This window comes from Pseudomonas sp. P4_C8 (assembly GCF_056401975.1).
Map to the genome: position 1 here is coordinate 186,457 of NZ_JBFUIH010000001.1, position 15,067 is coordinate 201,523.

Sequence of the window (15,067 nt, forward strand, 5' to 3'; positions counted from 1 at the left end):
GTTATGACGCGATGGTGGCTACTGGCACGCTGCCGACAAACGTGTCGGGTTCGCGCACGATGGTCACTTCCGATTGAACCAGCAGAAACTGGTTGTCATCCAGTTTCTTGATACGGTCGCCAATGGCCAGTTTGTAGGTGGTGACAGGCTCCGTGCTGCCGAAACCGTCTGCCGACGGGATGGATTCCTGGAACTCATGCACGGAATAAACGCGGCCTTCCGCATCTCTTGCGTGGAACTGACCGACAAGTACTGCTGCCATCTGTTTAGAACCTCTGGAGATAAATCACTCAAATTTCGGTTCTGTAGACCGTGCTTGGGCGAAGTAAGTTTTCCTGCAAGAAAAAAATAGTCAGGGGCAGTGAAATTCAACAGCCCGCTGGGTGATTCGTCATCTATAACTACAAGCTCTTCCATCGGACAGTCGAGACATCTTCCATGAGCAACGTCTATACGATCGCCGTAATAGTCGGCAGCTTGAGAAAGGCATCGATCAATCGCAAGGTGGCACTGGCGCTGGCCGACCTTGCTCCCGCGAATCTCAAACTTCAAATCGTCGAAATTGGTGACTTGCCACTCTACAACGAAGACATCGATGGCGCTTCACCGCCGGCAGCCTACAGCACTTTCCGACAACAAGTACGTTCATCCGACGCAGTGCTGTTCGTCACCCCGGAATACAACCGTTCGGTGCCGGCGCCTATGAAGAATGCCATCGACGTGGGATCGCGGCCGTATGGCCAGAGCGCATGGAGCGGCAAACCGGGCGCAATCATCAGTGCTTCGCCGGGTGCTGTCGGCGGGTTTGGCGCCAACCATCACTTGCGTCAGTCCATGGTATTTCTGGATGTGCCGTGCATGCAGCAGCCGGAAGCCTACCTCAGTGGTGCCGGTTCAGCGTTCGACGAGTCAGGAAAACCCTCAGAGTCGGTCAAACCGTTCTTGCAGAAATTCATCAACGCCTACGGCCAATGGGTCGAACAACACAAAAAGGCCTGACCCCCCCCTGTGGGAGCGAGCTTGCTCGCGAAAGCGGTGTATCAGTCAAATCAATGCCAACTGACATACCGCTTTCGCGAGCAGGCTCGCTCCCACAGGGATAATGGGGTGTGCAACACGTTTGCGCTTTACTCCGCTCGTGCATTGCGGCTGAATCGCGGTTTGTTTTTCGCTCAAGGTTGTTTTGCATGCTCATCGCTTCACTCATTTTCCTGCTGACCATCACGCTGGTGATCTGGCAACCCAAAGGCCTGGGCGTCGGTTGGAGTGCGGTGTTCGGCGCTGTGCTGGCGCTGATTTTCGGTGTGGTGCAGTTGAGCGACATCCCGATCGTATGGCAGATCATCTGGAACGCCACCGGCACGTTCGTGGCGCTGATCATCATCAGTCTGTTGCTGGACGAGGCGGGCTTCTTTGCCTGGGCCGCCTTGCATGTGGCGCGTTGGGGGCGGGGCAGCGGGCGTAAGCTGTTTGCTTATATGGTGCTGCTGGGGGCGTTGGTCTCGGCATTGTTCGCCAATGACGGAGCGGCGCTGATTCTGACTCCCATCGTTATTTCAATGCTGCTGGCACTGCGATTCTCCCCGGCAGCCACGCTGGCGTTCGTGATGGGCGCCGGTTTCATCGCCGACACTGCAAGCCTGCCGCTGGTGGTGTCGAACCTGGTGAACATTGTTTCCGCCGACTTCTTTCATATCACGTTCAACCGCTATGCGGCGGTCATGGTCCCGGTCAACCTGGTGAGCGTCGCGGCAACACTGGCGGTGTTGATGTGGTTCTTCCGTCGCGACATTCCCAAGGCTTACGACCCCGAGCAATTGGAGCTGCCGGCGACTGCGATACATGACAAGGCGACGTTTTTTGCTGGTTGGGTAGTGTTGGTGATCCTGCTCGTGGGTTGTTTTGCCCTGGAGCCGCTGGGTATTCCGATCAGCGCCATTTCTGCGGTGTGCGCCGCGTTGCTGTTGGGGATCGCCGCCCGGGGCCACAAGATTTCAACGCGCAAGGTGATGAAAGAAGCGCCGTGGCAGATCGTGATTTTTTCGCTGGGTATGTACCTGGTGGTGTATGGCCTGCGCAATGCCGGGTTGACTGGGTATCTGGCGGGTTGGCTGGACGGGTTTGCACATTACGGCGTGTGGGGCGCGGCCATGGGCACGGGGGTGCTGACGGCGATTCTGTCTTCGATGATGAACAATTTGCCGACGGTGCTGATCGGTTTGCTGTCGATCGATGCCAGTCAGGCCAATGGTGTGGTGAAGGAGGCGATGATTTATGCCAACGTCATCGGTAGCGATCTTGGGCCGAAAATCACGCCGATTGGCAGTCTGGCGACGTTGTTGTGGCTGCATGTGCTGGAACGCAAGAGCATCCGGATTGGGTGGGGGTATTACTTCAAGGTCGGGGTGGTGTTGACGGTGCCGGTATTGTTGGTGACGTTGGCGGCTTTGGCTGTGCGGTTATCTCTCTAGACCGAGTCGSCTYMATCGCGAGCAGGCTCACTCCTACACTGGATCTGCGCCATAAGGAGATCAAATGTAGGAGTGAGCCTGCTCGCGATAGGGCCGGCCCAGCCACCACAAATCTCAACCACTACCCGGCACATTCGGCCAAAGATCCGCCACCAGAAACAACCGTTCCGCTTCCTCCCATTCCCCATCGGTATTTTCGATCAGGCGAACCATCAACTGCGCCGGGGCCTGGGGTTCGAGGTCGTTCAGCCAGGCATTCAACTGTTCCGGGCTCCAGGTGTGCTCCGCAGGATAATGCGCCGGTGCCAGCCAGGCATGGCGGGGCAGGGGTTGCCAGCGACCGAAGGGGCGCTGCACGACAAAGTCCGCCCAGTCTTTCTGATGCAGCCAGCTACCGCGCAAATGCTGCGGATGCGCACCGCCGGGTGGCGCGGCGCGTCCCGGCCACGGATACAGCAGGTAACCGCCGAGCCACAAGTGTGCACTGAACTGCTGAATATCCAGGGCCGCCAGCACTTCGCGACTTTCGCCGCGGGCAGAAATGGGCAGTTGATGCAGAGCCAGGTGTGCCAGTTTGCGGTCCAGCCGATCATGACAACCGGGGCCGAGCCACTGAGCGGTGTCATGCCCGTCGCCATTTTGCGGCCCGAGATAGAGCTTGATCGCCAGTTCCAGGTGGTGCACGCCGTCGCGGTCACGCAGCAGCATGTCCAGTTCGCCCAGTGTGTGGCCTTCACGGCGGATCGGCAGGTTGGCGGCAATCAGCTCGATCCCCGGCGCGTGACGCACCGCGTACTGCCACAGGCGCTCGTAATACAGGCCCAGACGCCGGGTTCGGGCCTGGGACAGCCAGTGCAGCAAGTCGTAGCTGTCACGGTCCAGTTGCCGCAGCCAGCGCTCCAGGCGCTCAGGCTCTTGCACCCATTCGCTGCCGGTCAGGGGATGGCGTTGCGGCCACGGTGTATCGATGAGCATCGGCGGCGCGAGGATGACCCAAGCCAGGTCGCGCACTTCGGGGTGGCGCAACTGATGGGGCAACGAGAGCAAATCGGGAAATAGGATCATCTTGCGAGCATAGCCCTAAACATGAGTACACCCTTGTGGCTGAAAGGATTTTGTCTATCCCGCGCTTTCGCCCATAATCGTCTTTTTCGCCGTCCTCGCAGGAACCCCATGGAGCAATTTCGTAATATCGGCATCATCGGTCGCCTGGGCAGTTCTCAGGTGCTGGATACCGTCCGCCGACTGAAACGGTTTCTGCTCGATCGTCACTTGCACGTGATCCTCGAAGACACCATCGCCGAAGTCCTTCCCGGTCACGGCCTGCAAACCTCGTCACGCAAGATGCTCGGCGAAGTGTGTGACATGGTGATTGTGGTCGGCGGTGACGGCAGCCTGCTCGGCGCCGCCCGGGCGCTGGCCAAGCACAATATTCCGGTGCTCGGCATCAACCGTGGCAGCCTCGGTTTCCTGACCGATATTCGTCCTGACGAGCTGGAAGTCAAGGTCGCCGAAGTGCTCGACGGCCACTACCTGGTGGAAAACCGCTTTCTGCTGCAAGCCGAAGTCCGCCGTCACGCCGAGGCTATCGGTCAGGGCGATGCCCTCAATGACGTGGTGCTGCATCCCGGCAAATCGACGCGAATGATCGAATTCGAACTGTACATCGACGGCCAGTTCGTTTGCAGCCAGAAGGCCGACGGCCTGATCGTTGCGACGCCCACCGGTTCGACCGCCTACGCGCTGTCGGCGGGCGGACCGATCATGCATCCCAAGCTCGACGCTATTGTGATTGTGCCGATGTACCCCCATACCTTGTCGGGCAGGCCGATTGTGGTCGATGGCAACAGTGAGCTGAAAATCGTCGTGTCCAAAGATATGCAGATTTACCCGCAAGTCTCCTGTGACGGGCAGAACCACTTCACCTGCGCCCCCGGCGACACCATCACCATCAGCAAGAAAGCGCAGAAGCTGCGGCTGATTCATCCGCTTGACCACAACTACTATGAAGTCTGCCGGACCAAACTCGGATGGGGCAGTCGATTGGGTGGTGGAGGCGACTGATGCTCGATCCCGCGCGTAGCTACGACCTGATCGGTGACGTGCACGGTTGCGCTCTGACCCTTGAGCACTTGCTCGACCGGCTCGGTTATCAAAAACAACGTGGCGTCTGGCGGCATCCGTCGCGGATGGCCGTGTTTGTGGGCGACATCATTGATCGCGGCCCTCGCATTCGCGAGGCGCTGCACATCGTCCATGACATGGTCGAGGCCGGCCAGGCGCTGTGCATCATGGGCAATCATGAATTCAACGCACTGGGTTGGAGCACGCCAGCGCCACCGGGCAGCGGCAAGCAGTTCGTCCGGGAACACACGCCGCGCCATGCCCGATTGCTCGGTGAAACCCTGACCCAGTTCCAAGACCATCCCGGCGACTGGCATGACTTCCTTCAGTGGTTCTACGAGTTGCCACTGTTCGTTGACGCCGGCCGCTTCCGGGTGGTGCATGCCTGCTGGGATGCGGGCCTGATCGAACCATTGCGCAGGCTGTTCCCCAACGGCTGCGTCGATGAGCATTTCCTCCAGGCGTCGGCCGTGCCGGGCAGTTTCGCCTGCACCGTGTTCGACCGGCTGCTGCGCGGCACCGACATGCGCTTGCCCCATGGGCTGACCATGACCAGCGGTGACGGCCTGGTGCGCTCGTTCTTCCGTACCAAATTCTGGGAAGACGACCCGCAAACCTACGGAGACATCGTGTTCCAGCCTGACGCGTTGCCCGAACCCGTGGCGCAGACGCCCCTGACGTCCACGGAAAAAAACACCTTGCTGCGTTACGGCGTCGATGAACCGCTGTTGTTCGTCGGCCACTACTGGCGCAGCGGCAAACCGGTGCCGATACGCCCGAACCTGGCCTGCCTGGATTACAGCGCCGTGCTCTACGGCAAACTGGTCGCCTATCGGCTGGATCAGGAAACCCGGCTTGATCCAAATAAATTTGTCTGGGTCGATGTCGAACGGCCGGAGGTGCTGCAATGAGTGCTGTTGCTGTTTTGCGTCTGCCACTGGCGGTGGATTTGAGCGGGTTCGTCAAACTGCTCCAACGCATGCAGGTGCCGCATCGCGTCAGCGAAGAGTCGGGAGAACAGGTGCTCTGGGTGCCGGCCAACATCAGTCAGGACGTGCTTTCGCTGTACGAACGCTTTCCCGCCGGTGACCCCGATCAGCAGCTGGACATTCCGGCGGTGTTAACCATCCAGCGCCCCGGTTTCGTCGAGCAGCTGCGCTACGCCAAGGCGACAGCGCTGGTTTTGCTGCTGAGCATCCTCGTCGGCGCGGTGACGCTGCTGGGCGAGAATCTCGACACGATGCGCTGGCTGACCTTCCTCGATTTTCGCGTGGTTGGCGAGTACATCCATTTCGTGCCATTGGCTGACAGCCTGGCGGCGGGGCAGTGGTGGCGACTGATGACGCCGATGCTGATCCACTTCGGCATCCTGCATCTGGCCATGAACGGCATGTGGTATTGGGAGCTGGGCCGGCGCATCGAATCGCGCCAGGGCAGCATCAACCTGATTGGCCTGACGTTGCTGTTCAGCCTCGTTTCCAACTGCGCCCAGTATTATTTCAGCGGCCCGACCTTGTTCGGCGGGTTGTCCGGTGTGCTGTACGGCCTGCTCGGGCATTGCTGGATCTTCCAGCTGTTGGCGCCGAACCCGGCTTATCGCCTGCCGCGCGGCGTGCTGGTGATGATGCTGGTTTGGCTGGTGCTGTGCCTGTCCGGGCTGATCTCGATGATCGGCTTCGGTGAAATCGCCAACGCAGCCCATGTCAGCGGGTTACTCATCGGATGCTTCACCGGTTTGTTGGGTGGTTTGTACAACCGCCGTAAACTGGCCGCCTAAAACAGTTTATGTATTAAAGAGCGCGGAGACCTTGATGTCCTCTTTTAACGAAATGATCAAAAACATCACCCCCGATATCTACCAGAGCCTGAAACTGGCGGTGGAAATCGGTAAATGGGCGGACGGTAACAAGCTCACCGCCGAGCAACGCGAACTGTCGCTGCAAGCGATGATCGCCTGGGAAATCCAGAACCTGCCCGAAGAAGAGCGCACCGGTTACATGGGGCCGCAGGAATGCAGTTCGAAGTCGATCAGCGTGCCGAACATCCTGTTCAAGTCGGAAGCCATCCATTGATCGAGATTGGCCGTGGTGCAATCAGCAAAATGTCGGCCCGCCTTGACGGGTCTGACGTGCAGTACGCGTTTCGTCTGGGCGACCTTGAGGTGCCGGTCAATCCAATGATCGGCACCACCGTGCGCCTGGAATACCTGGGGGCGATTCATTGCACCCATTGTGGACGCAAGACCAAAACCAGTTTCAGCCAGGGCTATTGCTACCCGTGCATGACCAAACTGGCGCAGTGCGACATCTGCATCATGAGCCCGGAGCGTTGCCACTTTGACGCCGGCACTTGCCGTGAGCCGGAGTGGGGCCAGACGTTTTGCATGACCGATCACATCGTCTATCTGTCCAACTCGTCGGGGGTGAAAGTCGGGATTACCCGCGCCACCCAGCTGCCGACCCGCTGGATCGATCAAGGCGCCCGTCAGGCGTTGCCGATCGTGCGGGTGTCGACCCGTCAGCAGTCAGGTTTCGTCGAGGACCTGTTTCGCAGCCAGGTGGCGGACAAGACCAACTGGCGTGCCTTGCTCAAGGGCGAAGCGGCATCGGTCAATCTGGCCGAGGTTCGCGACCAGTTGTTCGACCGCTGCGCCGAGGGCCTGCAAACCTTGCAGGAACGATTTGGACTACAAGCAATTCAGACGATTACCGACGTAGAAACCCTTGAGATCTGCTATCCGGTCGAGCAATACCCGGCCAAAATCGTCAGCTTCAACCTGGACAAGAATCCGATTGCCGAAGGCACGCTGCTGGGGGTCAAGGGCCAATACCTGATCTTCGACACCGGCGTGATCAATATTCGTAAATACACGGCTTATCAGCTCGCCGTGCATCAGTAAGGACTCCAGCATGCGCACCGAACAACCGAAGATGATTTACCTGAAAGACTATCAGGCGCCCGAGTACCTGATCGACGAGACGCACCTGACCTTCGAGTTGTTCGAGGACCACAGCCTGGTCCATGCGCAACTGGTGATGCGCCGCAATCCCGAGCGCGGCCCGGGTTTGCCGCCGCTGGTGCTGGACGGTCAGCAACTGGAGCTGCTGTCGGTCACCCTGGCCGACCGCGAGCTGAGCGAAAGCGACGATCAATTGACGGGCTATCAATTAACAGAGCAGCACCTGACCCTGCACCCGGCCAGCACCACGTTCACGGTCGACACCAGCGTCAAGATCCACCCGGAAACCAACACCGCGCTGGAAGGCTTGTACAAATCCAGCGGCATGTTCTGCACCCAGTGCGAGGCCGAAGGCTTCCGCAAGATCACCTATTACCTCGACCGCCCGGACGTGATGAGCAAGTTCACCACCACGGTCGTCGCAGAGCAGCATAGCTATCCGGTGCTGCTGTCCAACGGCAACCCGATTGCCAGCGGCCCCGGCGAAGATGGCCGGCACTGGGCGACCTGGGAAGACCCGTTCATGAAACCGGCGTACCTGTTCGCGCTGGTGGCCGGTGATTTGTGGTGCGTCGAAGACACCTTCACCACCATGACCGAGCGTTCCGTGGCATTGCGCATTTACGTCGAGCCGGAAAACATCGACAAGTGCCAGCACGCCATGAACAGCCTGAAGAAGTCGATGCGCTGGGATGAAGAGGTCTACGGCCGCGAGTACGACCTGGACATCTTCATGATCGTCGCGGTCAATGACTTCAACATGGGCGCCATGGAGAACAAGGGCCTCAACATCTTCAACTCCAGCGCCGTGCTGGCCCGCGCCGAAACCGCCACCGACGCCGCGCACCAGCGTGTCGAAGCCATCGTCGCCCACGAATACTTCCACAACTGGTCGGGCAACCGCGTGACCTGCCGCGACTGGTTCCAGCTGTCGCTCAAGGAAGGCTTCACGGTGTTCCGCGATGCCGGGTTCTCCTCGGACATGAACTCGGCCACGGTCAAGCGCATCCAGGACGTGGCCTACCTGCGCACGCACCAGTTCGCCGAAGACGCAGGTCCCATGGCCCACGCCGTGCGGCCGGACAGTTTTATCGAGATTTCCAACTTCTACACCCTGACGGTGTACGAAAAGGGCTCGGAAGTGGTCGGCATGATCCACACCTTGCTCGGGGCCGAAGGCTTCCGCAAAGGCAGTGACCTGTATTTCGACCGCCACGACGGCCAGGCTGTAACCTGCGACGACTTCATCAAAGCGATGGAAGATGCCAACGGTGTCGACCTGACCCAGTTCAAGCGCTGGTACAGCCAGGCGGGTACGCCGCGGTTGGCGGTGAGCGAGTTTTACGATGCTGCGGCGAAAACCTACAGCCTGACGTTCCGTCAAAGCTGCCCGGCAACCCCGGACAAGGTTGAAAAACTGCCGTTTGTGATTCCTGTTGAGTTGGGCCTGCTGGACTCCAAAGGCGCGGCGATTGCCTTGCGTCTGTCCGGCGAAGCCAGCGCTCAGGGCACGTCGCGGGTAATTTCGGTGACCGAAGCTGAGCAAACCTTCACCTTCGTCGACATCGCTGAACAACCGCTGCCTTCACTGCTGCGTGGTTTCTCGGCGCCAGTCAAACTGAGCTTCCCGTACAGCCGCGATCAACTGATGTTCCTGATGCAGCATGACAGCGACGGTTTCAACCGTTGGGATGCCGGTCAGCAACTGTCGGTGCAAGTGTTGCAAGAGCTGATTGCCCAGCATCAGGCAGGTGAAACCCTGGTGCTGGATCAGCGCCTGATTTCTGCCCTGCGCACCGTGCTGTCGGACGAGACGCTGGATCAGGCCATGGTCGCGGAAATGCTTTCGCTACCGGGCGAGGCCTATCTGACCGAAATCAGCGAAGTGGCTGACGTCGATGCGATTCACATCGCGCGCGAGTTTGCTCGCAAGCAACTGGCAGACGAATTGTTCGAAGCGTTGTGGCTGCGTTATCAGGCCAATCGCGAACTGTCGAAGAAAACCCCTTACGTGGCCGAGGCCGAGCACTTCGCTCGTCGCGCGTTGCAGAACATTGCGCTGTCGTACCTGATGCTCAGCGGGAAACCGCAAGTGTTGGCGGCGACGCTTGAGCAATTCGAAACCAGCGACAACATGACCGAGCGCCTGACCGCGCTGGCGGTGTTGGTCAATTCGCCGTTTGAAGCAGAGAAAGCCAAGGCGCTGGCGAGTTTTGCCGAGCACTTCAAGGACAATCCGCTGGTCATGGATCAGTGGTTCAGTGTTCAAGCGGGCAGCACGTTGCCGGGTGGTCTGGAGCGGGTGCGTCAGTTGATGCAGCATTCGGCGTTCAACATGAAGAATCCGAACAAGGTTCGCGCGCTGGTCGGTGCGTTTGCCGGGCAGAACCTGATCAACTTCCATGCCGCTGATGGCTCGGGGTATCGCTTCCTCGCGGATCTGGTGATTGAGTTGAACGGGTTCAATCCGCAGATCGCTTCCCGGCAGCTGGCGCCGCTGACGCGCTGGCGCAAATACGACGACGCGCGTCAGGCGTTGATGAAAGGCGAGCTGGAGCGGATACGTGCTTCGGGTCAGCTGTCCAGCGATGTGTTTGAAGTGGTCAGCAAAAGCCTGGCCTGAGTCTGACGTTTCTCCCACAGGGTTCGCTCGAACCCTGTGGGACTGGCTTGTTTGCGATTGCGGCCTTCCACCTGTAGGAGCTGGCTTGTCGGATCGCCGCATCGCAGCGAAGGCGGCCTGACAGCCGACCATTCTCTTCCTTGGTGTACATATCCATTCCTGCGGTAACGGCCGCTAATGGTTTCGCTCTTACAGCGAGTCCCTTTTGGCAAACGCCCGGAGTGCCGGCCCAGCCAAAAGGAACCAAAAGGTCTCGCCCCGAGCGTCCGGCCCCTCGCCTGGGCTCGGCGTACCTTCGCTCCGGTATCCATCCGGGGACACTGCCCTCCGGTCTGCTTCGCTACGACCTACATGCAGCGTGTTCGACTGCGTCGAACGGCGCTACGCGCCACTCCCCGGATGAACACCTCCACTCAGCCTCCCGAAGGGGCGGGTGAATCAAGGTCAAGAGCTGCAGGCGAGCTAACGCTCGGCCTGATGAGTGGTGAAAAGCAAGGGCGGTACACCGATCTACTGTAGGAACTGGCTTGCCAGCGAAGGCGGCCTGCCAACCGACCAGCTTCTTGCAGATGCATCCATTCCCTGTGGGAGCGAGCCTGCTCGCGAAGCTTTTACCTTTGCCTTTGCCTTTGCCTTTGCCTTTGCCTTTGGCTTTGGCTTTGGCTTTGGCTTTTGATCTTGATCTTGATCTTGATCTTGATCTTGATCTGTTTTTGATCTTTCGCCCCTTCGGCAGGCCGAGCGTAGGTGTTCATCAGGGGGTAGGCGCGTAGCGCCGTGCGGCGAAGCCGCACACATCGAGAGGAGGTCGTAGCGAAGCAGACCGTAGGCGATGCCCCCTGATGGACACCGTAGCGAGGGAACACTGAGCCTTAGCGAAGTGCCGTACGCCGGGGCGAAGCCTTTTGCTTACTTTTCGGCGTTTGGAAAAGTGAGTCGCTGTAAGAGCGAAACCATAAGCCGCCGTTACCGCAGAAACGGATATGTACTCTAACCACCAACCAGAGAAGCCCCAATCACCCCACCTAATACCCAATCATTCAGCCAAACCGCATATCTCTCAGGTTAACAAAACATAACGTGGCGTCGATTGTCAGACCTTTCCAAACCCCGATAGGATAAGCCAGCTTCCGAAGGGGCTCTAGATTGCGCGTTTCAGGACCAAGCTCCAAACAGCCAATCACAACGAGCCACCTTACGGCGCCCTGAAAGGTTGAACGACCTAACAATAATAATGGGGGAAGGTCTATGAGTGAGCCTGTCATGGGTGTGGGTATCTGCCGCCCGCCGGCATTACGCAAAATCGCGTTGCTGGCTACAGCGCTCTCGCTGTTGGGCTGTGCCGTGTTGTCGGCACCTGTGCTGGCCGCTGCCGCGCCAGCATCCGATGCTGTTTATTCCATTGAGTCTGCCAAGGCTGCCAAAAGCCTGATGCTTGATGTCGTTCACGCCGGCAAACGCCTGGTGGCGGTCGGCGATCGCGGGCACATTCTGTATTCCGATGACCAGGGTACGACCTGGGTTCAAGCCAAGGTGCCATCCCGGGCACTGTTGACGTCGGTGTTTTTTGTCGATGAAAAACACGGCTGGGCCGTCGGCCATGACGCACAGATCCTCGCGAGTGAGGACGGTGGCGTCACCTGGACCAAACAATTCGACGATTTGAAACGCGAAGCGCCGCTGCTCGACGTCTGGTTCAAGGACGCCAACAACGGCTATGCCGTGGGTGCTTATGGCGCGCTGCTGGAAACCACCGACGGCGGCAAGCATTGGGAAGACGCCAGCGACCGCCTGGACAACGAGGACCAGTTCCACCTCAATGGCATCGCATCGGTCAAGGATGCCGGGCTGTTCATCGTCGGCGAGCAGGGCAGCATGTTCCGCTCGGCCGATTGGGGGCAGACCTGGGAGAAACTCGAAGGCCCGTACGAAGGCTCGCTCTTCGGTGTCATCGGCACGGCGCAAGCCAATACGCTGCTGGCTTACGGCCTGCGCGGCAATCTCTACCGCTCCACGGATTTCGGCAGCACCTGGGAACAGGTCGAGCTGAAAGCCGCTCGCGGCGCACTGGAGTTCGGGCTGTCCGGCGCAACGCTGCTCGACGATGGTTCCATCGTGATCGTCGGCAACGGCGGCTCAGTGATACGCAGCAACGACAATGGCGAAACCTTCAGCGTGTTCAACCGTCCGGATCGCATTTCCGTATCGGCAGTGACGGCGGCGGGCAACGGCAATCTGATTCTGGCAGGACAGGGCGGCGTTCGCGCTACTTCGCCAACCGGCTCAGAGCTGGGCAAATAATAAGAAGGGCGGAGCTATGACATCGATGACAAGCCATCACCAAGACAAGGCGACGTTTCTTGAGCGCCTGATTTTCAACAACCGCCCGGCGGTGATCTTCATCTGCCTGCTGGTCAGTATTTTCCTGTTCTGGCAGGCGACGCTGATCCGGCCGTCCACCAGTTTCGAAAAAATGATCCCGCTCGATCATCCGTTCATTCAAAAGATGATGGAGCACCGCAACGATCTGGCGAACCTGGGCAACACGGTGCGGATCTCGGTGGAAGCCACTGACGGCGATATCTTTTCCAAGGAATACATGGAGACCCTGCGTCAGATCAACGACGAGGTGTTCTACATTTCCGGCGTCGACCGTTCCGGCCTCAAGTCGCTGTGGAGCCCGAGCGTGCGCTGGACCGAGGTGACGGAGGAGGGCTTCGCCGGTGGTGAAGTGATCCCGCAGAGCTACAACGGCTCCCAGCAAAGCCTCGATCTGCTGCGCAACAACGTCCTCAAGTCCGGGCAAGTCGGACGTCTGGTGGCCAACGATTTCAAGTCGAGCATTGTCGATATCCCGCTGCTGGAGTCCTACCCGGACCCGCAGGACCAGGGCAAGTTGCTGGCGCTGGACTACCGCAAGTTCTCCCACGAGCTGGAAGAAAAAATCCGCGACAAGTTTGAAAAACAGAACCCTAACGTGCAGATCCATATCGTCGGTTTCGCCAAGAAAGTCGGCGACCTGATCGATGGTCTGGTCATGGTGGTGATGTTCTTCGGTGTCGCCTTCGTTATTACGCTGATTCTGTTGTACTGGTTCACCAACTGCATGCGCAGCACCGTGGCGGTACTCAGTACCACGTTGGTGGCGGTGATCTGGCAGCTTGGGTTGATGCACTTCTTTGGTTTCGGGCTGGATCCGTACTCGATGCTCGTGCCGTTCCTGATCTTCGCCATCGGTATTTCCCACGGCGTACAGAAGATCAACGGTATCGCCTTGCAGTCCAGTGAGGCCGACAACGCGCTGACCGCTGCGCGACGCACGTTCCGTCAGCTGTTCCTGCCGGGGATGATTGCGATCCTTGCGGATGCGGTGGGTTTCATCACGCTGCTGATCATCGACATTGGCGTGATCCATGAACTGGCCATCGGCGCGTCCATCGGCGTGGCGGTAATCGTGTTCACCAACCTGATCCTGCTGCCGGTGGCGATTTCCTACGTCGGTATCAGCAAACGCGCAGTGGAACGCAGCAAAAAGGATGCAACCCGCGAACACCCGTTCTGGCGCCTGCTGTCGAACTTTGCCAGCGCGAAAGTCGCACCGGTGTCGATCGTCCTGGCCTTGCTGGCCTTCGGTGGCGGTCTCTGGTACAGCCAGAACCTGAAAATCGGCGACCTCGATCAAGGTGCTCCAGAGTTGCGTCCGGACTCGCGCTACAACAAGGACAACAACTTCATCATCAGCAACTACTCCACCAGTTCCGATGTGTTGGTGGTGATGGTCAAGACCAAGGCTGAAGGCTGCTCACGCTATGAAGCCATGGCGCCGATCGACGAGCTGATGTGGAAGATGCAGAACACCGAGGGCGTGCAGTCGGCGATTTCCCTGGTGACCGTGTCCAAGCAGATGATCAAGGGCATGAACGAGGGCAACCTGAAATGGGAAACCCTGTCGCGTAACCCGGATGTGCTGAACAACTCCATCTCCCGTGCTGATGGCCTGTACAACAACAGTTGCTCCCTGGCGCCGGTGCTGGTGTTCCTCAACGATCACAAGGCGGCGACGCTCGATCGCGCGGTACATGCGGTGCAGGAATTCGCCAAGGAGAACAACAAGGACGGCCTGGAATTCATCCTCGCGGCTGGTAACGCCGGGATCGAAGCGGCCACCAACGAGGTGATCAAGGAATCCGAGCTGACCATCCTGATCCTCGTCTACATCTGTGTCGCGACCATGTGCATGATCACCTTCCGTTCGTGGGCGGCGACCTTGTGCATCGTATTGCCGCTGGTGCTGACCTCGGTACTGGGCAACGCCTTGATGGCGTTCATGGGCATCGGCGTGAAAGTCGCGACGCTGCCGGTGGTGGCGCTGGGTGTGGGGATTGGCGTGGACTACGGCATCTACATCTACAGCCGTCTGGAAAGTTTCCTGCGTGCTGGTCTGCCGTTGCAGGAAGCCTATTACCAGACGCTGAAATCCACCGGTAAAGCGGTGCTGTTCACCGGTTTGTGCCTGGCCATCGGTGTGTGCACCTGGATCTTCTCGGCCATCAAGTTCCAGGCCGACATGGGCCTGATGCTGACCTTCATGCTGCTCTGGAACATGTTCGGCGCGCTGTGGCTGCTGCCTGCGCTGGCGCGGTTCCTGATCAAGCCGGAGAAACTGGCAGGACAGAAGGGCAACTCGCTGTTCGCTCACTGATCTGTCGCTGAAACAAAAAAGCCGCAACCCAGGTTGCGGCTTTTTTATATCCCGAATTCAACACTCCCCCTGTAGGAGCAGAGCTTGCTCGTGATGGCGGCAGAATATTCAATATCTATGTTGACTGACACTCCGTCATCGCGAGCAGGCTCACTCCTACAGGGAATTGTTCCAACAGTTGAATTGTG

Annotated in this window: 13 protein-coding genes; 11 read left to right on the plus strand and 2 right to left on the minus strand. The window is 59.0% G+C overall.

Annotation, left to right across the window (positions count from 1 at the left end):
• Position 1: 1 nt before the first annotated feature.
• Complete coding sequence (locus AC1DWM_RS00760; RefSeq protein WP_223520817.1) at positions 2 to 262, minus strand: hypothetical protein; 261 nt, start codon at positions 260 to 262, stop codon at positions 2 to 4.
• Between the two features lie 176 nt (positions 263 to 438).
• On the opposite strand from AC1DWM_RS00760, the gene AC1DWM_RS00765 reads away from it, so the two are divergent.
• Both AC1DWM_RS00765 and AC1DWM_RS00770 read left to right on the plus strand, forming a co-directional pair.
• Positions 439 to 999: an NADPH-dependent FMN reductase gene (locus AC1DWM_RS00765; protein WP_223520816.1), complete on the plus strand. Its 561-nt coding sequence runs from the start codon at positions 439 to 441 to the stop codon at positions 997 to 999.
• Positions 1,000 to 1,187: 188 nt separating this feature from the next.
• Positions 1,188 to 2,471 (plus strand): arsenic transporter, encoded by a 1,284-nt coding sequence (locus AC1DWM_RS00770; protein WP_223520814.1) that lies wholly within the window; start codon positions 1,188 to 1,190, stop codon positions 2,469 to 2,471.
• A gap of 114 nt (positions 2,472 to 2,585) precedes the next feature.
• Here the strand turns inward: AC1DWM_RS00770 and AC1DWM_RS00775 are convergent, their stop codons facing one another.
• Positions 2,586 to 3,536, minus strand: a complete 951-nt coding sequence (locus AC1DWM_RS00775; protein WP_477794429.1) for a DUF1853 family protein — start codon at positions 3,534 to 3,536, stop codon at positions 2,586 to 2,588.
• A gap of 108 nt (positions 3,537 to 3,644) precedes the next feature.
• Between AC1DWM_RS00775 and AC1DWM_RS00780 the strand changes: the two genes are divergently transcribed.
• The 9 genes from AC1DWM_RS00780 to AC1DWM_RS00820 all read left to right on the plus strand — a co-directional run bounded on the left by AC1DWM_RS00780 (position 3,645) and on the right by AC1DWM_RS00820 (position 14,879).
• A complete protein-coding gene (locus AC1DWM_RS00780; protein WP_027923400.1) occupies positions 3,645 to 4,535 on the plus strand; it encodes an NAD(+) kinase in 891 nt (296 codons plus the stop codon).
• Positions 4,535 to 5,506 carry a metallophosphoesterase gene (locus AC1DWM_RS00785; protein ID WP_223520810.1) on the plus strand — a complete coding sequence of 324 codons (972 nt, stop codon included), beginning with the start codon at positions 4,535 to 4,537 and terminating at the stop codon, positions 5,504 to 5,506. Before AC1DWM_RS00780 ends, AC1DWM_RS00785 begins: the two co-directional genes overlap by 1 nt.
• Positions 5,503 to 6,372, plus strand: coding sequence for a rhomboid family intramembrane serine protease (locus tag AC1DWM_RS00790; RefSeq protein ID WP_223520808.1), 870 nt, complete (start codon positions 5,503 to 5,505; stop codon positions 6,370 to 6,372). The genes AC1DWM_RS00785 and AC1DWM_RS00790 overlap by 4 nt, the downstream gene beginning before the upstream one ends.
• Positions 6,373 to 6,406: 34 nt before the next feature.
• Entirely contained in the window at positions 6,407 to 6,667 is a 261-nt protein-coding gene (locus tag AC1DWM_RS00795) for a YeaC family protein (protein ID WP_223520806.1), read from the plus strand.
• A complete protein-coding gene (locus AC1DWM_RS00800) occupies positions 6,664 to 7,494 on the plus strand; it encodes a DUF2797 domain-containing protein (protein ID WP_477794465.1) in 831 nt (276 codons plus the stop codon). The genes AC1DWM_RS00795 and AC1DWM_RS00800 overlap by 4 nt, the downstream gene beginning before the upstream one ends.
• 10 nt (positions 7,495 to 7,504) lie before the next feature.
• Positions 7,505 to 10,177 carry an aminopeptidase N gene (gene pepN, locus AC1DWM_RS00805; RefSeq protein ID WP_477794430.1) on the plus strand — a complete coding sequence of 891 codons (2,673 nt, stop codon included), beginning with the start codon at positions 7,505 to 7,507 and terminating at the stop codon, positions 10,175 to 10,177.
• A 484-nt stretch (positions 10,178 to 10,661) separates the two neighbouring features.
• Positions 10,662 to 10,853: a hypothetical protein gene (locus AC1DWM_RS00810; protein WP_477794431.1), complete on the plus strand. Its 192-nt coding sequence runs from the start codon at positions 10,662 to 10,664 to the stop codon at positions 10,851 to 10,853.
• Positions 10,854 to 11,425: 572 nt separating this feature from the next.
• The gene (locus tag AC1DWM_RS00815; RefSeq protein WP_477794432.1) at positions 11,426 to 12,478 is read left to right on the plus strand and encodes a WD40/YVTN/BNR-like repeat-containing protein; all 1,053 of its coding nucleotides are present in this window, start codon (positions 11,426 to 11,428) and stop codon (positions 12,476 to 12,478) included.
• A 25-nt stretch (positions 12,479 to 12,503) separates the two neighbouring features.
• Positions 12,504 to 14,879, plus strand: coding sequence for an efflux RND transporter permease subunit (locus AC1DWM_RS00820; RefSeq protein ID WP_033049038.1), 2,376 nt, complete (start codon positions 12,504 to 12,506; stop codon positions 14,877 to 14,879).
• Positions 14,880 to 15,067 lie beyond the last annotated feature (188 nt).

Coding starts and splice junctions, on each gene's coding strand:
- AC1DWM_RS00760 (WP_223520817.1), bottom strand. CDS start 262: ATGGCAGCAGTACTTGTCGGTCAGTTCCACGCAAGAGATGCGGAAGGC.
- AC1DWM_RS00765 (WP_223520816.1), top strand. CDS start 439: ATGAGCAACGTCTATACGATCGCCGTAATAGTCGGCAGCTTGAGAAAG.
- AC1DWM_RS00770 (WP_223520814.1), top strand. CDS start 1,188: ATGCTCATCGCTTCACTCATTTTCCTGCTGACCATCACGCTGGTGATC.
- AC1DWM_RS00775 (WP_477794429.1), bottom strand. CDS start 3,536: ATGATCCTATTTCCCGATTTGCTCTCGTTGCCCCATCAGTTGCGCCAC.
- AC1DWM_RS00780 (WP_027923400.1), top strand. CDS start 3,645: ATGGAGCAATTTCGTAATATCGGCATCATCGGTCGCCTGGGCAGTTCT.
- AC1DWM_RS00785 (WP_223520810.1), top strand. CDS start 4,535: ATGCTCGATCCCGCGCGTAGCTACGACCTGATCGGTGACGTGCACGGT.
- AC1DWM_RS00790 (WP_223520808.1), top strand. CDS start 5,503: ATGAGTGCTGTTGCTGTTTTGCGTCTGCCACTGGCGGTGGATTTGAGC.
- AC1DWM_RS00795 (WP_223520806.1), top strand. CDS start 6,407: ATGTCCTCTTTTAACGAAATGATCAAAAACATCACCCCCGATATCTAC.
- pepN (WP_477794430.1), top strand. CDS start 7,505: ATGCGCACCGAACAACCGAAGATGATTTACCTGAAAGACTATCAGGCG.
- AC1DWM_RS00815 (WP_477794432.1), top strand. CDS start 11,426: ATGAGTGAGCCTGTCATGGGTGTGGGTATCTGCCGCCCGCCGGCATTA.
- AC1DWM_RS00820 (WP_033049038.1), top strand. CDS start 12,504: ATGACAAGCCATCACCAAGACAAGGCGACGTTTCTTGAGCGCCTGATT.